The organism is Spirillospora sp. CA-142024 (assembly GCF_050942325.1).
Taxonomy (GTDB): Bacteria; Actinomycetota; Actinomycetes; order Streptosporangiales; family Streptosporangiaceae; genus Spirillospora.
The window spans coordinates 5996246-6015816 of record NZ_CP192077.1 but is presented as its reverse complement, the minus strand read 5'-3'; the positions used below and the strand labels follow the sequence as shown (position 1 = coordinate 6015816).

At 71.5% G+C, this 19571-nt stretch carries 19 protein-coding genes; 10 read left to right on the top strand and 9 right to left on the bottom strand.

Annotation, left to right across the window (positions count from 1 at the left end; all coding sequences use genetic code 11):
- Positions 1 to 2: 2 nt before the first annotated feature.
- The 5 genes from ACQPZP_RS28670 to ACQPZP_RS28650 all read right to left on the bottom strand — a co-directional run bounded on the left by ACQPZP_RS28670 (position 3) and on the right by ACQPZP_RS28650 (position 6651).
- The gene (locus ACQPZP_RS28670) at positions 3 to 620 is read right to left on the bottom strand and encodes a GOLPH3/VPS74 family protein (RefSeq protein ID WP_433472833.1); all 618 of its coding nucleotides are present in this window, start codon (positions 618 to 620) and stop codon (positions 3 to 5) included.
- Positions 617 to 865: a hypothetical protein gene (locus ACQPZP_RS28665; RefSeq protein WP_433462432.1), complete on the bottom strand. Its 249-nt coding sequence runs from the start codon at positions 863 to 865 to the stop codon at positions 617 to 619. The genes ACQPZP_RS28670 and ACQPZP_RS28665 overlap by 4 nt, the downstream gene beginning before the upstream one ends.
- Positions 862 to 1776: an SPFH domain-containing protein gene (locus tag ACQPZP_RS28660; RefSeq protein ID WP_433472832.1), complete on the bottom strand. Its 915-nt coding sequence runs from the start codon at positions 1774 to 1776 to the stop codon at positions 862 to 864. The genes ACQPZP_RS28665 and ACQPZP_RS28660 overlap by 4 nt, the downstream gene beginning before the upstream one ends.
- A gap of 106 nt (positions 1777 to 1882) precedes the next feature.
- Positions 1883 to 3421, bottom strand: a complete 1539-nt coding sequence (locus ACQPZP_RS28655; RefSeq protein WP_433472831.1) for an MFS transporter — start codon at positions 3419 to 3421, stop codon at positions 1883 to 1885.
- 95 nt (positions 3422 to 3516) lie between these two features.
- Positions 3517 to 6651, bottom strand: a complete 3135-nt coding sequence (locus ACQPZP_RS28650; RefSeq protein WP_433472830.1) for a BTAD domain-containing putative transcriptional regulator — start codon at positions 6649 to 6651, stop codon at positions 3517 to 3519.
- Between the two features lie 51 nt (positions 6652 to 6702).
- On the opposite strand from ACQPZP_RS28650, the gene ACQPZP_RS28645 reads away from it, so the two are divergent.
- Positions 6703 to 7152, top strand: coding sequence for a limonene-1,2-epoxide hydrolase family protein (locus ACQPZP_RS28645; RefSeq protein WP_433472829.1), 450 nt, complete (start codon positions 6703 to 6705; stop codon positions 7150 to 7152).
- Positions 7153 to 7203: 51 nt separating this feature from the next.
- On the opposite strand, the gene ACQPZP_RS28640 is transcribed toward ACQPZP_RS28645, so the two are convergent.
- Positions 7204 to 7755, bottom strand: coding sequence for a hypothetical protein (locus ACQPZP_RS28640; RefSeq protein WP_433472828.1), 552 nt, complete (start codon positions 7753 to 7755; stop codon positions 7204 to 7206).
- A gap of 198 nt (positions 7756 to 7953) precedes the next feature.
- Positions 7954 to 8139 carry a hypothetical protein gene (locus ACQPZP_RS28635; protein WP_433472827.1) on the bottom strand — a complete coding sequence of 62 codons (186 nt, stop codon included), beginning with the start codon at positions 8137 to 8139 and terminating at the stop codon, positions 7954 to 7956.
- A gap of 71 nt (positions 8140 to 8210) precedes the next feature.
- On the opposite strand from ACQPZP_RS28635, the gene ACQPZP_RS28630 reads away from it, so the two are divergent.
- Entirely contained in the window at positions 8211 to 9863 is a 1653-nt protein-coding gene (locus ACQPZP_RS28630) for a LuxR C-terminal-related transcriptional regulator (protein ID WP_433472826.1), read from the top strand.
- Positions 9864 to 9943: 80 nt separating this feature from the next.
- Positions 9944 to 11185 (top strand): flavin-containing monooxygenase, encoded by a 1242-nt coding sequence (locus ACQPZP_RS28625; protein ID WP_433472825.1) that lies wholly within the window; start codon positions 9944 to 9946, stop codon positions 11183 to 11185.
- Positions 11186 to 11234: 49 nt separating this feature from the next.
- Here ACQPZP_RS28625 and ACQPZP_RS28620 read toward each other — a convergent pair whose 3' ends face one another.
- Both ACQPZP_RS28620 and ACQPZP_RS28615 read right to left on the bottom strand, forming a co-directional pair.
- Positions 11235 to 11648 (bottom strand): GNAT family N-acetyltransferase, encoded by a 414-nt coding sequence (locus tag ACQPZP_RS28620; RefSeq protein WP_433472824.1) that lies wholly within the window; start codon positions 11646 to 11648, stop codon positions 11235 to 11237.
- Between the two features lie 122 nt (positions 11649 to 11770).
- On the bottom strand, positions 11771 to 12955 hold the full coding sequence (locus ACQPZP_RS28615; RefSeq protein ID WP_433472823.1) for a hypothetical protein: 1185 nt from the start codon (positions 12953 to 12955) through the stop codon (positions 11771 to 11773).
- 221 nt (positions 12956 to 13176) lie between these two features.
- On the opposite strand from ACQPZP_RS28615, the gene ACQPZP_RS28610 reads away from it, so the two are divergent.
- The 7 genes from ACQPZP_RS28610 to ACQPZP_RS28580 all read left to right on the top strand — a co-directional run bounded on the left by ACQPZP_RS28610 (position 13177) and on the right by ACQPZP_RS28580 (position 19250).
- Positions 13177 to 13614: a hypothetical protein gene (locus tag ACQPZP_RS28610; RefSeq protein WP_433472822.1), complete on the top strand. Its 438-nt coding sequence runs from the start codon at positions 13177 to 13179 to the stop codon at positions 13612 to 13614.
- 136 nt (positions 13615 to 13750) lie between these two features.
- Complete coding sequence (locus ACQPZP_RS28605) at positions 13751 to 14209, top strand: hypothetical protein (protein ID WP_433472821.1); 459 nt, start codon at positions 13751 to 13753, stop codon at positions 14207 to 14209.
- Positions 14210 to 14415: 206 nt separating this feature from the next.
- Positions 14416 to 14847 (top strand): hypothetical protein, encoded by a 432-nt coding sequence (locus ACQPZP_RS28600; protein ID WP_433472820.1) that lies wholly within the window; start codon positions 14416 to 14418, stop codon positions 14845 to 14847.
- A gap of 21 nt (positions 14848 to 14868) precedes the next feature.
- On the top strand, positions 14869 to 15531 hold the full coding sequence (locus ACQPZP_RS28595) for a hypothetical protein (RefSeq protein WP_433472819.1): 663 nt from the start codon (positions 14869 to 14871) through the stop codon (positions 15529 to 15531).
- A gap of 52 nt (positions 15532 to 15583) precedes the next feature.
- Positions 15584 to 15814 carry a hypothetical protein gene (locus tag ACQPZP_RS28590; protein ID WP_433472818.1) on the top strand — a complete coding sequence of 77 codons (231 nt, stop codon included), beginning with the start codon at positions 15584 to 15586 and terminating at the stop codon, positions 15812 to 15814.
- Between the two features lie 486 nt (positions 15815 to 16300).
- A complete protein-coding gene (locus ACQPZP_RS28585; protein WP_433472817.1) occupies positions 16301 to 16603 on the top strand; it encodes a trypco2 family protein in 303 nt (100 codons plus the stop codon).
- 1 nt (position 16604) lies between these two features.
- Positions 16605 to 19250, top strand: a complete 2646-nt coding sequence (locus ACQPZP_RS28580) for a tetratricopeptide repeat protein (RefSeq protein ID WP_433472816.1) — start codon at positions 16605 to 16607, stop codon at positions 19248 to 19250.
- Positions 19251 to 19571: the final 321 nt, after the last annotated feature.

Here is a 19571-nt window from a genome sequence, read left to right as displayed (position 1 = left end):
GTTCAGCCGGCGGCGGCGCGCTGGCGGATCGCCTTGCGGACCGCGTCCGCCGCCGGCCCGGACCGGGCCGACAGCTCCTCGATCCGCCGCTTGTGCCGCCGCCGGTCCGCCCCGGGCAGGACGCTCTTCAGCTCGCCCGCCGCCGCCAGCGCCACCGCCGCCGCGTCGTAGCTGTTCACGTGCGCCACCGGACGTCCTCGCAGCGCCGACGACGCCCCGCCCCACAGCTCCTTGACGACCCGCGGGTCCTTCACCGTGACCCGGCGGCGCGGGAACAGCCCGAGCACCCGGCGGGTGCTCACCTTGATCCAGCCGCCGCGCACCAGCTCGTCCCGGACCGTCTGCACGAGGGCCCTGCCGTCCTTGCGCACCCAGTGCTGCCACGACCGGGGCCGCGACGCGGAGATCTGCGCCAGCACGCCGTACGGGTCGTCGCCCGGCGTCCCCGGAACGGGCTTGCGCCGCTCCTCGCCGAGGCGCCCGTCCAGGTACAGCTCGGTCAGCGCCGCCGCCCGCAGCACGTAGCCGAGCTCCGCGCCCCCCTTGGTCATCTTCTGCTTCCGCAGGTCGTACGCCAGCAGGTACATCCGCGCCGGCAGCGAATCGGGAACATCGATCATGGCTGGTCCTCGCCCCCGCCGGGCGGCGGGTTCTCCTCGTCTTCCCCGTTGCGGGCCCTGCGCGGACGGCCGGGCCCGCGCATCCGCCGCGCCGTCCCCGGCATCCGTCCCGCGTCGGCGAGCGCCCGCCGGAGCAGGAACTCGATCTGCGCGTTCGTGCTGCGCAGGTCGTCCCCCGCCCACCGGGCCAGCGCGTCGTGCACGGCGGGGTCGAGCCGCAGCAGGACCTTCTTGCGTTCCGTCACTGGTAGAGCGAGCCGGTGTTCACTATCGGCTGGGCGTCCCGGTCGGCGCACAGCACGACCAGCAGGTTGCTGACCATCGCCGCCTTGCGCTCCTCGTCCAGATCGACCACGTTCTCCTCGTCCAGCCGTTCCAGCGCGAGCTGCACCATGCCCACGGCGCCCTCCACGATCCGCTGCCGGGCGGCCACCACCGCGCCCGCCTGCTGCCGGCGCAGCATCGCCTGCGCGATCTCCGGCGCGTACGCCAGCCCGGTGATCCGCGACTCGATGATCTCCACGCCGGCGGACGCCACGCGCTGCGCCAGCTCCTCCGACAGCTGCGCGGTGATCTCGTCGGCATTGTCGCGCAGCGACGTCCGGTCGTGCGCGTCGTAGGGGAAGCTGCCCGCGATGTGCCGGACGGCCGCCTCCGTCTGGAACGCCACGAACTCCACGAAGTCGTCGACCTCGAACACGGCGCGCGCCGTGTCGGCGACCTGCCACACCACCACAGCGGAGATTTCGATCGGGTTCCCGTCCAGGTCGTTGACCTTGGCGAGTCCGGTCTCGTGGTTGCGGATCCGCGTCGACACCCGGCTCCGGTTCGTCAGCGGGTTCACCCAACGCAGCCCGTCGAGGCGGACGGTGCCCTTGTACCGCCCGAGCAGCTGCAGCACCCGCGCCTCGCCGGGCGCCACGGCGGTGAGGCCCGCCGCCAGGACCAGCCCGGCCAGCCCCAGCAGCGATCCGGCCGTGACGCCCGTCGCGATCGCGGCGCCCCCGCCGACCGCCGCCGCGGCGAACACCGCGGCCGTGCCCACCGCCAGCAGCAGGACCGCGATCCCGAGCATCGCCCACCCGCCGCGGTCCGCGGCCGGCCGCTCCGCGATCTTCGGCCGCGGCATGTCCACCTTCGCCGTCGTGTCGGCCATCCCGTCCTCCTCGTGATCCGTTATCACCAACATAGCAAAGTGATATCACATTTACGACCCCGGCCGACGGGACGATCCCGCCCCGGCCCGGGGCGGGATCGGGCGGTCAGCCCACGGTGACCGGCTCGGCCTCCTCGCTCTCCGGGATGACCTTGGGGACGTTGCGGAGGGTGATCAGGGCGAAGACGGCGACCAGGGCGGCGAAGGCGGCGCTGCACAGGAGGGCGGCGTGCATGCCGTCCACGAAGGCGGTCCGCGCGGCCGCGGCGACCTGGGCGGCCACCGTCCCCGGCAGGTTCGCGGCCGCCTGGAGGGCGGCGCCGAGCGAGTCGCGGGCGGCGGACGCGGCCGGCGCCGGAACGCCCGCGGGCAGGTCCAGGACGTTCCGGTACACCGCGTTCAGCACGCTCCCGAGGATCGCCATGCCGAGCGCGCCGCCCAGTTCGGTCGCGGTCTCGGAGATCGCCGACGCGGCGCCGGAGCGGTCCTTCGGGACGGACGCGAGGACGGTGTCGGCGGTGACCGTCAGCCCCATCCCCATCCCGATGCCGGACAGCAGCATCGCCGGGAGCATCGTCCAGTACGAGGTGTCCAGCCCGATGATCAGGAAGATGGCGAAGCCGCCGGCGGACAGCAGCATCCCGGCCGCGACGACCCGGGCCCGGCCGAGCGCGTTGATCAGCGGCGGGGCCAGCGCGGCGCCGCCGATCATGGCGCCCGCCGCGCCGGGCAGCCCGGCCAGGCCCGACTTCAGCGGCGACCAGCCGAGCGCGAGCTGGAAGAACAGCGAGAAGATCAGCGACTGGGCGACCAGGGCGAACATCGCGAACATGTTGGTGACGACCGACCCGCTGAACGCGGCCCGGCGGAACAGCCGGATGTCGATCAGCGGCTCGGCGAGGCGGCCCTGCCGGACGAGGAACGCGGCGACGGCGAGCACGCCGACCACGGCCGACACGTAGATCCGGACCTCGTCCGGCCCGTGCGCCGCCGCCTCCTTGATCGCGTACACGAGCCCGAGGACGCCGGCCACCGACAGCGGCACGCTGAGCAGGTCGAGCCGTCCGGGGACGGGGTTGCGCGACTCGGGCAGCGCGGCCGCGCCGGCGAGGCACGCCACCGCCATGATCGGCACGTTGATCATGAAGATGGAGCCCCACCAGAAGTGGTCCAGCAGCGCGCCCCCGATGACGGGCCCGAGCCCGACCGCGAGACCGCCGACACCGGCGAACGCGCCGACCGCCATCGTCCGCTCCTTCGGCTCGGTGAACACGCGGCGGAGCAGGGACAGGCAGGACGGCATCAGCGTCGCCCCGGCCACGCCGAGCAGCGCGCGGGCCGCGATCAGCAGCTCCGCGTTCGGCGCGTAGGCGGTCACGGCGGACGTGGCGGCGAACACCGCCGTGCCGATCAGCAGCAGCCTCTTGTGGCCGATCCGGTCGCCGATCCCGCCCATGGTGATCAGCAGGCCGGCGAGCGCGAACCCGTAGGCGTCGGCGATCCACAGGATCTGCGTGGACGAGGGGTCCAGGTCCGCGCTCAGGTGCGGGATCGCCTGGTTCAGCGCGGTCAGGTCGATGTTCGGCACGATCGCGACCAGCAGGCAGATCGCGAAGGTGCTCCATTTGCGGGCTGAGGTGTTCATGCCCGCAACGTTCGCCCGCCGCGCTGACCGTCCCCGCACCGCGCGCTGACAGCGCGGACCGCGGGCCGTCAGCGGCCGACCTGCTCCTGCGGGGGTTAGTCCTCTCGCGAGAGGCCCGGCCGGTCTTCCCGCAGCACGGCGAGGGCCTGGTCGCGGGGGAGCGCGGCGGCCCTGCCGAACGCCTCCTCGTACGCCTCCTCGCCGAGCAGGGCGCGCACGGAGGAGGAGACCTGTTCGACGTCCGGATCGCCCGCCAGCGTGATGCCGCGCAGCGTCCTCCCCACGCCGAGCAGGACCGCCGCGCGCTCGCCGTCCCCCTCCGCCGCGGCGATGCCGGCGAGCCCGGTGGTGGCGGCCGCGCGATAGGCGAAGATCGGGTGGTCGAGCGACATGTCCAGCGCCTCGGCGAACAGCGCGCGGGCCCGCCCGAGGTCGCCCTCGCCGGTCGCCAGCCGGCCCAGCCCGACCAGCGCCGAGCCCCGCACGGCGGCGGCGATGAAGCGTTCGGACGTGTACCCGGTCAGCGCCGTCTCGTACAGCCGGCGCGCTCCGGCGGCGTCGCCGCGCAGCCGCGCGACCTCGCCGAGCCCCAGGTAGCCGCCCGCGATCTTGTCCGGGGTGCCCGCGCGGCGGGCCAGCTCGATGCCGCGCTCGTACTCGGCCCGCGCCGCTTCCAGGTCACCGGCGTGGATGCGGACCAGGCCGCGCTGGTAGAGGATGTCGGCGGTGTCCTCCAGGGCGCCGAGCTCCTCGAGCAGCTCCAGCGCCTCGTCCAGCAGCGCGAGGGCCCGCTCCCGGTCGCCGCGCAAGTCCGCCACCTGCGCGAGCGGGTCGATCGAGTTGGCCGTGCCCCAGCGGTCGCCGCAGGCCCGGAAGCCGCGCACCGCCTCGCCGCACGCCCTCTCCGCCTCGTCCAGGTCGCCGCCGAACTGGGCGAGGAACCCGTCGCTCATCCTGACCAGCGCGCGCGTCCACGGGTCGTCCCCGACCTGCTTGGCGAAGACGGCGAGGTCGGTGCGGTCGGGCCCGGCGGTCAGCGCCCACAGGACGATCGCGACCGGGTACCGCAGCGGGCGGTCGATCCGGCGCAGCAGGTCCGCGGCATGGTCGAGGCACGCCACCGCGTACTCGCCGGTGATCCCGCCCGACACCGCGTTCGCGACGCACAGGACGTACTCCTCGTCGAGCCCGTCCGGCGGGTCGACGCCGACGACGTCCAGCAGCTCGGACGCCAGCGGCGCACCCTCGACGCGTCCGCGCAGCCACCAGTACCACGACAGCGACGCGATCAGCCGCAGCGCGAGCGCCGGGTCCGGCCGGAGGATCCGCCGCAGCGCCGCGTGCAGGTTGCCGTGGTCGGCGGCGAGCAGGTCGAGCCATTCCAGCTGCGCGGCGCCGCGCAGGTGCGGGTCCGCCCGCCGGGCGAGCCCGGCGAAGTACTCCGCGTGCGCCCGCTCGAACCGCTCCTTCTCCCCGGCCTCGGCCAGCCGCTCGGCGCAGAACGCCCGCACGGTGTCGAGCATCCGGTAGCGCGTCCCGTCGCTCTGTACGAGCGACTTGTCGGCCAGCCCGACGAGCAGCTCGTCGGCGTCGTCCAGGTCGCAGACGCCCATCGCCGCGTCCAGCGTGAGACCTCCGGAGAACACCGTCAGCCGCCGCGCGAGGGTCTGCTCCGCCTCGTCCAGCAGGTCCCAGCTCCACTCGACGACCGCCCGGAGCGTCTGGTGGCGCGGCGCCGCCGTCCGGTTCCCGCGCGACAGCAGCCGGAACCGGTCGTCCAGCCGGGTCGCGACCTGCGCGACCGGCAGCGACCGCAGCCGCGCCGCCGCCAGCTCGATCGCCAGCGGCAGCCCGTCCAGCGCCCGGCATATCCGGAGCACGGCGCCGGCGTTGCCGTCGTCCACCGCGAACCCGGGACGGACCGCCTCGGCCCGGTCGAGGAACAGCCGGACGGCCGGATACCCCGGCATCTCCCCGGCCGGGGTGCCCTCGGGCGGAAGCTCCAGCGGCGGCAGCGGGCGCAGCGCCTCACCCGTGATCGCCAGGGCCTCCCGGCTGGTGGCCAGCACCCGCAGCTCCGGGCAGGCGCTCAGCAGCCGGTGCGCGAGGTCAGCGACGGGTGCGACGACGTGCTCGCAGTTGTCCAGGACGAGGAGCACCCGCCGCCCGTCCAGCGCCGTGACCAGCCGCTCCACCGCGTCCGGCGGCTGCTCGCCGGGCATCGGCCGCATCCCGCCCTCGCGCAGCCCGAACGCCCCGAGCAGCGCCTTCGGCACCTCGCCCGCGACGACGGGCGCCAGGTCGACGAAGCGGACGTCGCCGCCCTCCCGCCCCGCCGCCTCGATCGCCAGCCGCGTCTTGCCCGCGCCCCCCGGGCCGAGCAGCGTGACGAGCCGCCCGTCCGCGAGCATCTTCCCGACGCGCCGCAGCTCCTCCTCGCGCCCGACGAAGCTGGTGAGCTGCGCCGGAAGGTTCGCCCGGACGGCCTCCGGCGCCGTCTCCAGATCGCCCCGCAGGATCGCCATGTGGACGTCCGCCAGCTCCTTGGACGGGTCCGCTCCCAGCTCGTCGGCCAGGATCCGCCGCCCGTCCTCGAAGACCGCGAGCGCCTCCGCTTGCCGTCCGCTCCCGTGCAGGGCCCGCATCAGCAGCGCCCGGGCCCGCTCCCGCAACGACTGCGCGTCCACTAGTTCGCGCAGCGGGGAGACCACCGCCCCCGGGTCTCCGCCTTTCAGCCGCGCCTCGGCGTACTCCTCGACGACCGAGGCCCGCTCCTCCTCCAGCCGCGCCGCCTGAGCCCCGGCGAACGGCGCGCCCACATCGGCCAGCGCGGGCCCGCGCCACAGGCCGAGCGCCTCCTCGAACAGCCCGGCCGCCGCCTCGTGCCGCCCGCCCGCCAGGGCCTGCCTCGCGTCCCGGGCCAGCTCCTGGAACCGGTGCACGTCGACGTCCTCGCGATCGACGACGATCCGGTACCCCGTCGGCAGCCCCTCGACCGACCCCGCGTCCTTCAGGCCGCGCCGCAGCCGCGACACCTGCGACTGCAACGCGTTGGCCGCCCCGCTCGGCGGCTCCTCCCCGTACAGCCCGTCGATGAGGCGCTCGCCCGGGACGGCCCGTCCCGCGTCGAGCAGCAGCATGGCCAGCAACGCCCGCACCAGCGGCCCGCCCACCGGCACGACCGCCCCGTCCGCCCAGACCTCGACGGGCCCCAAGATGCCGAACCGCATGCCCCGATTCTCCCGCACTACCGTGGTCCTCCCGACCCGCGGAGGGACGCCATGACCGAGATCCAGACCGTCACCGAATTCCTCGCCGCCCTCGAAGAGCTGGACATCGACCGGGCCCTCGGCCACGCCGCCCCCGGCATGACCTACCAGAACGTCCCGCTTCCCCCGGCTCGCGGCCTGCCCGCCGTCGAGCGGACCCTGCGCGCCATGGCCCGCCACGGCACCGGCTTCGAGGCCCGCGTCCACAGCATCGCCGCCAACGGCCCGGTCGTCCTCACCGAACGCACCGACGTCCTGGAGAAGGGCTCATGGCGAGCCGAGTTCTGGGTCTGCGGCACCTTCGAGGTCCACGACGGCAAGATCACCCTCTGGCGGGACTACTTCGACTGGGCCACCTTCCTGGCGGCCTCCGCCAAGGGACTCCTGTCCGCCGCCCTCTCCGCCGCCCGCGCTCCGCGGACAAGGCCGAGCCGGGGGGCGACTGCGGACGCACAAAAGTGATCCCCGAGGCCGAACAGGCCCCGGGGATCACCACTCAGACCGGCCGGCTCGTCACCGGGTGGTCGACTTCGACGTGTCCGCGCAGGTCGGATACGTCTGCTGCTGCGCGCGCTCTGCGAAGTCCGCCTTGGACTTGAACGCCTGGCAGTTGTTGTAGACGTCCTGGGAGACGCTGACCTTCCAGAGCTTGTCGTGGTACGGCAGCCAGGTCTGAACCTTGCCCAGGTCCCGCAGGCTGTCGTTCAGCACCAGCTTCTCCAGGCTGGCCGGGTCGGCGTCCGCCGGGGCGAGGACGAGGTACGGGCCCTCGGCCTTGTCGTCGAACTTGGCGACCACGATGCCCCCGTCGTCCGCCGGGTCGGACGTGCCGGTGGCCGACGGCGTGGGCGAGGTGGCGGCGGGTTCGGTGGTCGGCGCCGCGGATGAGGGCTCGCCGGCGCCCGATGTGTTGGACGAGGGCGGCTTGGTGATGGCCGGCGGGAAGGGACCCGGCTGTTCGCCGTGCGGGCGGATGGAGATCGAGGCCGCGATGGCACCCACGAGGATCGCGAGTACGGCGATGGCGAGCCAGGAGCGTTTCCGGGCAGGCTTGATGTTCGGCATTTTGTTTTTATGCTGGCGACAGGCCCGACGTTTTGCGGGCACGTGGATGACGCCAGTCCTCCGAGGAGGACCGTCCGGCCTCCGGGCAGGATGACCACCACCGACGTTGCTCAAGAAGGCGCCGCCCGAGCCCGCGTGCCGCACACACCAGAGTTAGAGCAAGGGTGCCGGTGACCGTCGATTCCACCCGTCCCCGGCTCAGGACGGCGGCGCGGTGACGTCGACCGCGGCGGTGTTCACACCGGCGGCGACGCCCAGCAGGATGCCCGCCAAGGCCGCGGTGACGACATCGCCCTGAGTGGGCTCGCCGCTGACGGTGGCCAGGAGAGGCCAGGTCACGAGCGTCCCGACGGCGGCCGCGGACACGGACGCCACGTCGATCATGCTGGCTCCGGGGACGTCCGGCCCGGGCTGCGGGCGTGGTCGGCGGACGGTTCGTGTGGTGGGGTGGAGGTGTGACCACGGTTGACGTCCTGGAGCGGGGGCGGCGGTCGTTCGCCGCGGGCCGGTGGGCGGACGCGTGCGCGCACCTGGCCGACGCGGACCGGGACGCGCCGCTCGAACCGGCGGACCTCGAACGTTTCGCCACGGCCGCCTACCTGACCGGCCGGGAGGCCGACAGCGTCGAGCTCTGGGAACGCGCGCATCACCTTCTCGCCCGGCGGGGTGACCCGGCGCGGGCGGCGCGATGCGCGTTCTGGCTGGCGTTCGAGCTGCTGACCGGGGGAGACGCCGCACTCGGCGGTGGCTGGCTCGCGCGTGCCGGGCGACTGCTGGACGACGCCGGCGGCGACTGCGCCGAGCGCGGCTACCTGCTGGTGGCCGCCGGGCAGCAGCGGGTCGTCGGCGGCGACGCCGGGGAAGGCCGGGAGTTGGCGGCCCGCGCGGCCGGGATCGGCGAGCGGTTCGGCGATCCCGACCTCGTCGTCCTCGCCAGGCAGGTGGAGGGCCGGGCCCTCATCCGGCTGGGCGGCACCGTCGACGGGGTGGCGCTGCTCGACGAGGTGATGGTCGCCGTCATGGCGGGGGAGGTGTCGCCGATCGTCGCCGGGAACGTCTACTGCAGCCTGATCGAGGCGTGCGGGGAGACCCTGGACGTGCGCCGCGCCACGGAGTGGACGAGGGCGCTGACCCGCTGGTGCGACTCCCAGCCCGGCCTGGAGCCGTTCCGCGGCCAGTGCCTGGTGCACCGGGCCGAGATCATGCAGCTGCACGGCGCCTGGCCGGACGCGGCCGAGGAGCTGCGGCGCGCCTGCGAGGTGTTCGGCGGCCGCCCGGGCGACCCGGCGGCCGGGTCGGCCCACTACCGGCAGGCCGAGCTGCACCGGCTCCGCGGCCGGTTCGGCGAGGCCGAGGAGCTCTACCGGACGGCGAGCCGGCTGGGCCGCGAACCGCAGCCCGGGCTGGCGCTGCTCCGCCTCGCGCAGGGCCGGACGGACGCGGCGTCGGCGGCGATCCGCCGCGTCGCCGGTGAGGAGTCCGACCCCGGATCGCGGGCCGGGACGCTCACCGCCTGCGTGGAGATCATGCTCGCCGCCGGCGACGTCCCCGCCGCGCGTGCCGCCGCCGACGAGCTGTCGGGGCTCGCCGCCGGTCTCGGCGCGCCGCTGCTGCGGGCGGCGGCCGGTCAGGCGCGTTCCGCCGTCCTGCTGGCGGAGGGCGACGCCCGGGCCGCCCTCGCCGAGTCGCGCCGGGCGTGGGCGGGCTGGCGGGAGCTGGACGTCCCGTACGAGTCGGCGCGGGTCCGGGTCCTGACGGGGCTGGCGTGCCGGGGGCTCGGCGACGAGGACGGCGCCGCGATGGAACTGGACGCGGCACGGTGGATCTTCCGGCAGCTGGGCGCCGAGCCGGACGCCGCCGCGGTCGACGCGCTGTCGGGCGCCTCCGCGTCGGGCGTGCTGACCGCCCGCGAGACGGAGGTCCTGGCGCTCGTGGCGACCGGACGGACGAACCGGGCGATCGCCGCCGACCTGTTCCTCAGCGAGAAGACCGTGGCCCGCCACGTCAGCAACATCCTCGGGAAGCTGGGCCTGCCCTCGCGGGCCGCCGCCACGGCCTACGCCTACGAGCACGACCTGCACAGATCTGCCCATCCCGGTTCCGGGTGAAATGCCGAATCCTCCCGACGCGGCGGACGGCCGCCCGCGCCTAGCGTCCTGCGTAAAGCGCGCGAACGGGGAGGACCGTCATGGAACAGATCGGCACGCTGGTCATCGGAGCCGGGCAGGCGGGCCTGGCCACCAGCCACCACCTGACCCGGGCCGGCGTCGGCCACCTCGTCGTCGACCGCCGGGACCGGTTCGGCGGCGGCTGGAACGACCGCTGGGACGGCCTCCATCTCGTCGCCCCGAACTTCACCCTGCTGCTGCCCGGCATGCCCTACGACGGCCCCGACCCGGACGGCTTCATGGCACGCGCCGACGTCGTCGACCACCTGACCGCGTACGCGTCCATGATCGAGGCACCAGTGCGTCTGGGCGTGGAGATCACCCGGCTGTCCGCCCTGGACGGCGGCTTCGTCGCGCACACGTCCTCAGGTGCGATCTCCGCGCGCAACGTCGTCCTGGCGACCGGCCCGTACCAGCGTCCGAAGATCCCGGCCGCTTCCCGGCGGCTCCCGGCCCACGTCCGGCAACTCCACTCGGCCGACTACCGGCGCCCCGCCCAGCTGGCGGACGGCGCCGTGCTCGTCGTGGGCACCGGGCAGTCCGGAACCCAGATCGCGGAGGAACTCCACGACGCCGGACGCGAGGTCCACCTGGCCGTCTCCGGCTGCTTCGCCGTCCCCCGCCGCTACCGGGGCCGCGACTCCATCTGGTGGCTGCTGCACGCCTTCCTGCACGGCGCGGAGGTCGGCGTCCCGTTCCCGACGGTGGCGGACCTGCCGTCCCCGGCCGACCGCTTCGGCTGCGACCCGCACGTGTCCGGCAAGGACGGCGGCCACGACATCAGCCTCCGCGCCTTCGCCCGGCGCGGCGTGCACCTGTACGGCCGCCTGGAGTCCGCGGACGGCGCCGTCGTGCGCTTCAGCGACGACCTCGGCGAACGCCTCGCGTTCGCCGAAACGCACTTCGACGAGGAGTTCCGTCCCCTCTTCGACGCCTACATCGCCGCCGCCGGCATCGACGCGCCGCCTGACGACCGTCCGCCCGCCGACACCTACACCCCGGACACCGCCACCGAACTCGACCTCGACGCCGCCGGCATCGGCACGGTCGTCTGGGCGACGGGCTTCGGCCTCGACTTCTCCTGGGTGGACGTGCCGGTCTTCGACGAGTGGGGATACCCGCGCCACGTCAGAGGCGTCACCGAACACCCCGGCCTGTACGCCGTCGGACTGCGCTGGCTGCACTCCGAACCGTCCTCGGTCTTCGCCGGCGTGGGCGCGGACGCCGCCCACATCGTCGACCACATCGCCGCCCGCGCCTGAATCCGATTCACAGCACTCGCGTCATGAACACGCTGTTCGGATCGGACCGTTAATCCGCGAAGGGCTCGCAATATCCGAACCCGAACTTCTCATAGAGCCGCCGTGCCGGAAGGAAGAAGTCCGCCGACCCGGTCTCCAGGCTCACCCGCGTGAACCCCATGCCCCGCGCCTCGCCGAGAATGTGCTCCAGCAGCAGCGACCCGATCCCGCTCCGCTTGCGCGCCGACGTGGTGCGCATCGACTTCAACTCGGCATGCTCCACGTCCAGCTTCTTGATGGCACCGCACCCGACGACCGCCCCGCCGTCCAGCACCGACCAGAACGTCACCTCGGGCTTCCGCAGCGCGTCGAGGTCGAGTGCGTGCTTGCTCTCCAAAGGCGTGATCGCCCGCATCTCCTCGACATGCTCCTGCAGAAACGCGGCGATCTCCGCCCCGCCCAGATCATCCACAACGACCTTCATGCCCTCCAAACCCCAGCCCGGACGCTACCTGACGCCGACGCCAGGACCGCACTCAATTACGTGGCCCCTCGATGGTCGCGCCGAGTCTCCGACATGCCGAACACACCCGCCCACGTCCGTCGTCAGCCCGGCTTGCGTTGCCCCCGTCGCTGCTCGCGGCGTTCTCTTCTCCTTCGACATCGTTCCGCCTCGGCCCAGGCCGCCTCCTCGCTGAGCGACCACGCCGGTCGCCGCCGCAGCAATTGCTCCACGTACGCGGCCTTCCAGCGCCCCGTGCCCGGCCTGAGTCTCCGCACCACTTCCTTGGACAGCCCCAGTAATTCGGCCACGCCGGCGTCACTGAGCCGCGACGCCGCCCTCTCGGCCGTATCGAGGACGGCTTCCCGCTGCTTCTCGTCCTGGCGCACCACTTCCACGGACGCCCGCTGGAACTCGATATCGGCCCACGCCGCGAGAAGCCACGGCGGCGGGGCTCCGGCCAGTTCCCGAAGCGCCGGGACGGGAACGTGCCCCCCGAAATGCGGCACGTGCTGCGAGACGAGCCACGCGGAGACGCCCAGCATCGCCGAGACTTGGTCAGGATCGGCGAGACCCTCGGTGGCACGGGCGGCCCGAGGCAGGACGTCCTCCAGCATCGCCGCGAGTTCGTCTTCCCGCAGCCGCGCCTGGCGCATCAGATGGGCGAGTTGCCCGGTCGGAGCGTCTTCCACGTGGGCGAGCCTCCGGAGCGGCGCCGGGAATCTCCCGGCGGTTCGCATCAGGGCGACCGCCCACCTCAGCTTTTCGATACCTTCCGCATCCGCAGGCTTCCGCGACTCCAACTCGGTGCGCGCCTCCCTGCGGAGTTCGGCGTTCCGTTTCCTGGTCACGGCGGCCTTCTGCGCCGCCTGCTCCCGCGACACCGCGACCGCGGCGGCCCGCAGTTCAACGTCCGCCTGGACGTGGTCGGCGAGCGCATCGACATCACCCGCCCGGTAGTAGACGACACGCAACACCCTGCCGTACTTGCGGACGTCCTCCCCGGCGACCGGCACCAGGCCCGTCGCGGCCGCCACCCGCTTGAAGCGCTGCACGCTGATGCCCAGCCGCGCTGCGGACTCGGTGGCGTTGCAGCGCCTCTCCTGCGCCAATCCCTGCCGGAACCCCCCAGGATCGTCCAACGCCGCCCGGACGGACGCGGCCTCGAAACTCCGATCCGGGAGCCGCCGCAGCAGGCCCGTCTCCGCCGCCAGCTCCACCTCCCACACCGCGAGCCCGAGAGCCGCCCGCACCTTTTCCCGCCCGACCCCGACCGTCCTGTCCACCATGCCGACCTCCTCACCGCACAGCAGCATGACGCAGAGGTGTGACAATCCGTGACGGCTGCTCGACCAAACGTGATCGACGCTCGTGGGCTGGCCAAGCGAGCCGTGCTCGGCACGGTAGAGGTCAGCGCCCGTGGCGAAGCACACGGGTTCTGTCCAAACAGTCCGGCGCCCGTGGTGAAGCACGGGCGCCCACACAAACCGGGAACAACATGAGAAAATTCGTGACACGTGCGCGGATCGCGATCGCGCTCGGCACTCTCGCCGGCGCCCTCGCCGGATTCCTCCTCGGAGGATTCGTCGGGGTGCTGGACCACGTTGGGCACCTCGTCTGGGCCTACCGAACCTGGGGCTACATTCCCGCGGGGTGGGCCGACCTTGGCGTCTTCGTGGACAAGGCCATCGCCGGCGGCGGATCCGTCACCATCGCCGGCGTCATCGGTGGTTTCATCGGTGCCTGCTTCTTCGGCCGTGACGACGACTGGGCCAACCTCATCAGGAAGTACAGGCACTTCGTCGTTGCTGGCGTCGGTCTCGCCGTCATCTGCGACTTCGTCATCGGCTACGGTGCTGCCGGAGACCCCGGCCACCTCAGCCTCCTAATCGCCTACAGCACCTACGCTGTCGGCGTCCTCGTCGGCGCCCGCGTCGTCGGCGACTGACTCACTCGCGGGGGCCTGGCCTGCCAGGCCCCCGCGAGGCACCCTGTAGGACTGGCCCGTGCCGGCCAGGACGCCGAGGTCACCGGAGTCCATGAACCTCTGGCGGAACCCGCCGGGCCGCCGTACGGTACACCTCGTGATCAGTACTGGAAGGCGCGCGCTGCGCCTGGCCGCCGTCATGCTTCCCACCTTGACGTTGACGACCGTGCTGGCCCCCAGCACACCGGCGAGCGCGGCAGGCCCGTCATGCGGGTCCAGATACGCGCTGCGCAGCACCCACTCGATCTACGTGAACTCCAAGGTCCGCGGCTACCTCAAGGTCTACTACAACAACTCCAACGGCTATAACTGCGCGCTGGCCGTCCGCAAGGGCTCGACGCCGCTGTACAACATCCGGCTCAAGCTCTGCGTCTACAACGCGGCCAGGACCAAGTACGGCAACTGCAAGTACGACGGTTACAGCAAGAGGAACCACTGGTACGCCGGGCCGCTGTACGTCTACGCCCGCCATCGGTGCCTGTACGTCAACGCCTTCATCAACACCGACGGCGCGCACACGGGCGAGTTGACCGGCAGGAAGGTTCACTGCGGCTGACCAGCGCTGACCCCCGACCCCCCACCGGTCGGTCCCGGATCGCCGCGATCATCGAGCCCGCCGCCCGGAACCCGAACGCACCCGGCTCACCACGAGATTCGGGACCGGTCCCGGATTCCCCGCGCTAAAGTGCGGTCGCGCGAGGCCGGGTCGGTCGTCCCGATGCGGGAAATGCTGTCCGTTTCGATCTTCAGGGGTGGGTCCTGGTGTTGCGGTATGGAGGTGTCATCGCGGCGGCGGTCCTCGCGTCGGCCCTGGCAGAAGCCGCTTCCGGCTGCGCGATGAGTGCGGATGCGAAGGCGCGGGACGCGTTCAAGTCGGCGGTGCAGGACGTCGGGCCGAACTCTCGTGGCGGCATTCCCGAGTATTGCCGGGAACACATTGCGATGAGCAATGGCGATTGCCTCGACGTGTTCGCCAACGCCGCGGCCTACTGCCCGTGGCCCGACAACAACATGCCCGCCATTCTGAAGTCATGGGATGGGGGCGGTGGACAGACTCTGCGTGTCAGGGGAAAGTACCGTGACGGCACCACCTACACCCGCGATGTGGTCATCGTGAAATACCAGGGAAAGCTGAAGCTCGATCATCCGTACTGGCTCGATGGCAAGAGTCAGCCTCCGTGTCCTCCCGGTTGAGCAAGTCCAGCTTCGATCGGCTTGGCGGGGGTGCCGACGCTCGCGCCGCCGGACGAGCAGGTGCCGGGCCCGGCCCGAGGCGGTGTGGTGGCGGGTGCCGCCAAACGTGACCCGGGCATCCGCCCCCGAATGCCCGGCAAGTATGGCGTACTGGTCAATGATGCCTGGTTACGCAGATCGCCCCCGGGCACCGGCCGCCTGCGGGCCGTGCTCGCCGACGAGGCCGCGCTGCTCCTCGACCTGCCCTCCCTCCCCGGTCTGCCGTCCCTGCTGGGTGTGGAGATGACGGCGGAGGCGATCACCATCGTGACGGCGATGCAGTCGCCCGCGACGCTCCGTGAGCGTCTCACCCGCACCCGGCCGATCCCCGCCCGCGACGAACTGACCTTGCTGGCGAGCACCCTCCCGCACCTCGGCGACGCGCTCGGAGCACTGCACGACCGCGGCCTGGCCCATCGGGCATTGGGCCCCGGGACGATCCTCATGCCGGAACCGGGCACCGCCCTGCTCTGCCTCGGCTGGCCGGCCCTCACCGGCACTCTCGACTCGGGCGACTCCGGCGACGTCCGCGCTGAGTTCGGCGGCTGGCTCGCCGAGCGCGACATCGACCCGGCCCATCTCCAATGGACCGACGCCGGAGTCCTGCGCCTCACCCTGCCCCCCCGGCCGCTACAACATCCGTAACGCGACGGGCGGCCGCAAGGGGACCTTCTCCCTGGTCCGCCTCGGCCCCTACGTGACGTTCCACAGCCACATCCTGCAGCTGTGGTGCGACGATCCCCGCCTGCGCCGCGAAGCCATCCTGGAACGCATGCTCACCCGCGTCGCCGCGTCCCGGAAGCTCGGCGCCGACGAGGCCGCGGACTTCCTGACCCGTCTCAGCGTCCAGTTGGACACGGTCCCCGTCACTGTGGACGACCTCCGCCGCTACGCCCATCACAGCGGGGAGACGCCCTTGCCCTTCTGACCGGTGATGGCCGGTGTGACCTGCCCTGACGGGCCGGGGCCGTCACCGGCCGTCGACATCGGCACCCCGCAGCGCCCCGCCTATCGGCATTGGCGCGTCTGCCAGGAATGCGGGTAGTCCGTACAGCCGCCGCCGAGGACCACGGCCCGTTCCTGGGGGCAAGATGAAGATCGCCGGCCGCTACGTCACGGCACGCCTCCGGCGCGCGGGGGCCGAGCCTCAACGTAAGGCGCCTTTACTCGGAATGAAGAGCGTGCCGAACTCGTATGGTCCAAGCAAATCAAGCCGTTGCCGGGAGGGAAGTCGTGATCTCGTATTGGCCTTCTCCGGCCGCATGCGCCCGAAAGGGTCCTCAAGGCGACGAAGGTCGTAGAAGATCGGGACAGGGGGCAGCGCGAGTACCGGACATCCGGCGTGAAGGCTCCCTTGCCGCGCCGGTCGGGGTTCCACCCCGCCTTCGACGGAATGCTGATATAGGAGGATTTCGTGGGCCAACTCGGACTTGCGGAAAGCATCGCCGCACTACGCGCCGAGCTGATGGAAGCCTTGGAGGCGGGGAAGGACTCGGAGTTCGGTTTCGGTGTCGGCCAGATACAACTCGAATTCCACGTCGGAGTCACGCGGCAGGGCGGGGCGTCCGGCAAGGCGAAGTTCTGGGTCATCGAACTGGGCGGTGACGGCTCCTATCGGAGGGAGGAGATTCAGCGGGTAACGGTCACGCTGGAAGCCCCACTCGACGGAGACGGAAACCCGCTAAAGGTAACGCGCGGACTCGGAGAAAAACCCTGAGATGCCCGAACTCAAGACCCGCGCCGTCGAGATCCTGCGTCGAGGCCCCGGCGGCCGTTGGACCGTGGGATCCGGCTACCTGGTCGGTCGGCAATGGGTGCTGTCGGCAGCGCACAACGTCCTGGACGCCGAGACACTGCTCGTCCGGCTCGTCGATGAGACGGAGCACCCGGCCGAGATCGTGACGGTGGACGAATCCACGGACCTCGCCCTCCTCGCGGTGACCGGCGACTTCTCGCCCGTCGGCTTGGACCCGGTCCGCTTCGCCCGTATCCATCGCTCCGAGACGGACGAGATCACCGGGTGCTGGACGGTCGGCTACCCCAGATGGAAAGAGCGCCCGCAGCCGTCGAAAAAGGTCCCAAAACGCGACACCGCGCACGTGCGCGGCGCGATACCGACGGGTTCGAACCTACGCATGGAGTCGATGGAACTGCGTGTCGAGTCAGACCCGCGTTCGGCCGATGGGCGAGGTGTGAGCGAATGGCAGGGGATGTCCGGGGCGCTGGTGTTCGCCCGGCACCCCGGGCACAGCGCACTCGCGGTCGGCGTGGTGATCGAACACCACGCAGCCCAGGGGACGTCCGTGCTCACGGTCGCCCCGCTGGACCGGTGGGCGGACACGATGCGGGACACGCCCTGGGGCCGGGAACTCCGGCTGGACGAGCTGATCCGCCTCCCACACCCGACCGGCACCGCTCCGTTCTCCCAAGGCCACATGAAGCTGAACAGATCGCTTCCGGACTTCACGGATCGGGACGAGGTCATCGCCAGAGCGAGGGCTCTGCTCACCGAACGGCTGACCGAGACCTGTCCGCTGGTCGTCTTCCACGGCATGGCAGGGGTCGGGAAGACAGAGGTGGCCAACGAACTCGCCCACAGACTCGCCGCCACCTTCACCTATGCGCGCATCCGCGTGGATGTAGCGGCGGCCGCCACTGTGGACGCCGTCATGGTGGAGGTCATGGCCGCGTTCGGCATACCCGCCGACAAGCTGCCGCATGACCCCGTCCAGCGTCAGCGCAAATACCAAGAGCAACTGGCAAAGGGGCCCGGCCTCCTTTTGCTCGACAACGTGTCCGAAGGACGGCAGATCGCCACGCTCCTGCCCGAGTCACCCGGCACGGCCGTGATCGCGACCAGCCGCACCACGCTGGCGTCAGTGGACGGCGCCGACCGGCTCCGCCTCGACCCGTTGCCCGATCCCGACGGACTCCGGCTGTTCGAAAGGATCGTCGGCACCGAGGTGGCGGACCGCGACCGGCCATCCGTCCAGCAGATCGTGCGGCTCCTGGCCGGGCTTCCGCTGGCGATACGCATCGCCGCCGCCCACATCGTGATGAACAGCAGATCGCCGGCACGCTACCTGACCAATCTTCAGGACGAGAGCAGGCGTATTTCCCGCCTCGAAGGCGAGGACAGGGGAGTGCGCAGCAGCTTCGAACTCAGCTACCGGTCTCTGCGGCCTGACACGGCATCGCTGTTCCGCCACCTGGGCGTCCTGGCAGGACGGGAATTCACCGCCGAACTGGTCGCCCGCACAGGCGACGTGGACGACGAGCACGCCGAGCGCATGCTCGGGGAGATGTCGGACCGTCATCTGATCGAGCCTGCGGGAGAAGACCGATACCGCCTCCACGACCTTCTCCGGCTGTACGCAAAGGAACGCATGACGGCCGAGGAGTCACCGTCCACCCGGCGGGACGCCTTCCGGCGCGCACTGAACTGGTACGCCGATCGCCTGCACGAGTGGATGTCGCAACCCGGCGCGCACGAACAGCCTCCGGCCGAGGCGATCGCATGGTTCGCGGACGAATCCCTTAACGTCCACGCGAACCTCCAGGCCGCCACGGAGGCGGAAGAACACGAACTTGTCGTAGGGATCTCTGAATCGCTTTATGGACTCCTCTTCTACCGCGGGCAGTGGGAGGAGATGGAGACGGTAAAGACACTCGCCGTTCAGTCGGCGCATCGCACTGGGGACGCCCCCGCCGAGCTCGGATCGCTGATCCACCTCGCCGAAGCCCGCAGAATCCTGGGGCGCGCGACCGAAACGCCGCCTCTCTATGATCGCGCGCTCGAAGTGGTCCGCTCCATGCGCGATCCCGGCAAAGAGGCGTGGGTGCTGACCCACTTCGGTGACTTCCAGTGCGACCTAGACCATCCTGAACAGGCCCTCGACCTTTATGCTCAGGCACAAGCCATCTACGAGCGCCAGGACGACGCGGCGGGCGAGATCTGGCTGTCAGCGCACATTGCCGACGCCTACCGCCAACTCGGCCGGCACGCGGACGCGGCCCGCGTGCTGGAACACGCCATGGCCCTGGGCCGGCAGCGTGACGACCGCGATGAGATCATCTGGTGCGCATGGCACCTGGCCCTGGCCTACGACGGCCTCGGCCGCTTCGCCGACGCCGAGGAAGTACTGAAGCCTGCCATCGACTTCCATCGAGAGATCAAGAACAAGGCCGGTCTGGCCACGATGCTGTGCATTCTGGGCGACATCCACCGCCACACCGAACACCTGTCCGGGGCCCGGCGAGCCTACTCCGAGGCGCTCGACCTGCTCATCGAGATCGACGCTCCCACAAGGGCCACCGAAGTGCGAGAACTCCTCGCAAGCCTCCCCGAGCACCCCGAATACTAATAGTGACCTCAATCGACCCGGGCGGACGGCTGGAACGCCAAAAGAACCCTGTCATCCCCCCAGGGCCCTGCATCCCGCCGTAACACTCACGACGCTCTCCGGGAAAATTGCCGACACCCGTTCAACATGGCCGGTGACGCCGGGGTGCGTCCCGAGGCGAATCGCGGAGCCGTCTTATACGGCATGGGATACTCAGGACTTTGCCTGAGGTCGGAGACGACGATGCGCCGTTTGCGTTGGACGAGGAGCGGCGTCTCTTAACTCGGGCCCAATTGGGTACAGCGTACTTCCGCCTCTTCGGGTATCGGCCGTGACGCTGTC

Coding starts and splice junctions, on each gene's coding strand:
- ACQPZP_RS28670 (WP_433472833.1), bottom strand. CDS start 620: ATGATCGATGTTCCCGATTCGCTGCCGGCGCGGATGTACCTGCTGGCG.
- ACQPZP_RS28660 (WP_433472832.1), bottom strand. CDS start 1,776: ATGGCCGACACGACGGCGAAGGTGGACATGCCGCGGCCGAAGATCGCG.
- ACQPZP_RS28655 (WP_433472831.1), bottom strand. CDS start 3,421: ATGAACACCTCAGCCCGCAAATGGAGCACCTTCGCGATCTGCCTGCTG.
- ACQPZP_RS28650 (WP_433472830.1), bottom strand. CDS start 6,651: ATGCGGTTCGGCATCTTGGGGCCCGTCGAGGTCTGGGCGGACGGGGCG.
- ACQPZP_RS28645 (WP_433472829.1), top strand. CDS start 6,703: ATGACCGAGATCCAGACCGTCACCGAATTCCTCGCCGCCCTCGAAGAG.
- ACQPZP_RS28640 (WP_433472828.1), bottom strand. CDS start 7,755: ATGCCGAACATCAAGCCTGCCCGGAAACGCTCCTGGCTCGCCATCGCC.
- ACQPZP_RS28635 (WP_433472827.1), bottom strand. CDS start 8,139: ATGATCGACGTGGCGTCCGTGTCCGCGGCCGCCGTCGGGACGCTCGTG.
- ACQPZP_RS28625 (WP_433472825.1), top strand. CDS start 9,944: ATGGAACAGATCGGCACGCTGGTCATCGGAGCCGGGCAGGCGGGCCTG.
- ACQPZP_RS28620 (WP_433472824.1), bottom strand. CDS start 11,648: ATGAAGGTCGTTGTGGATGATCTGGGCGGGGCGGAGATCGCCGCGTTT.
- ACQPZP_RS28615 (WP_433472823.1), bottom strand. CDS start 12,955: ATGGTGGACAGGACGGTCGGGGTCGGGCGGGAAAAGGTGCGGGCGGCT.
- ACQPZP_RS28580 (WP_433472816.1), top strand. CDS start 16,605: ATGCCCGAACTCAAGACCCGCGCCGTCGAGATCCTGCGTCGAGGCCCC.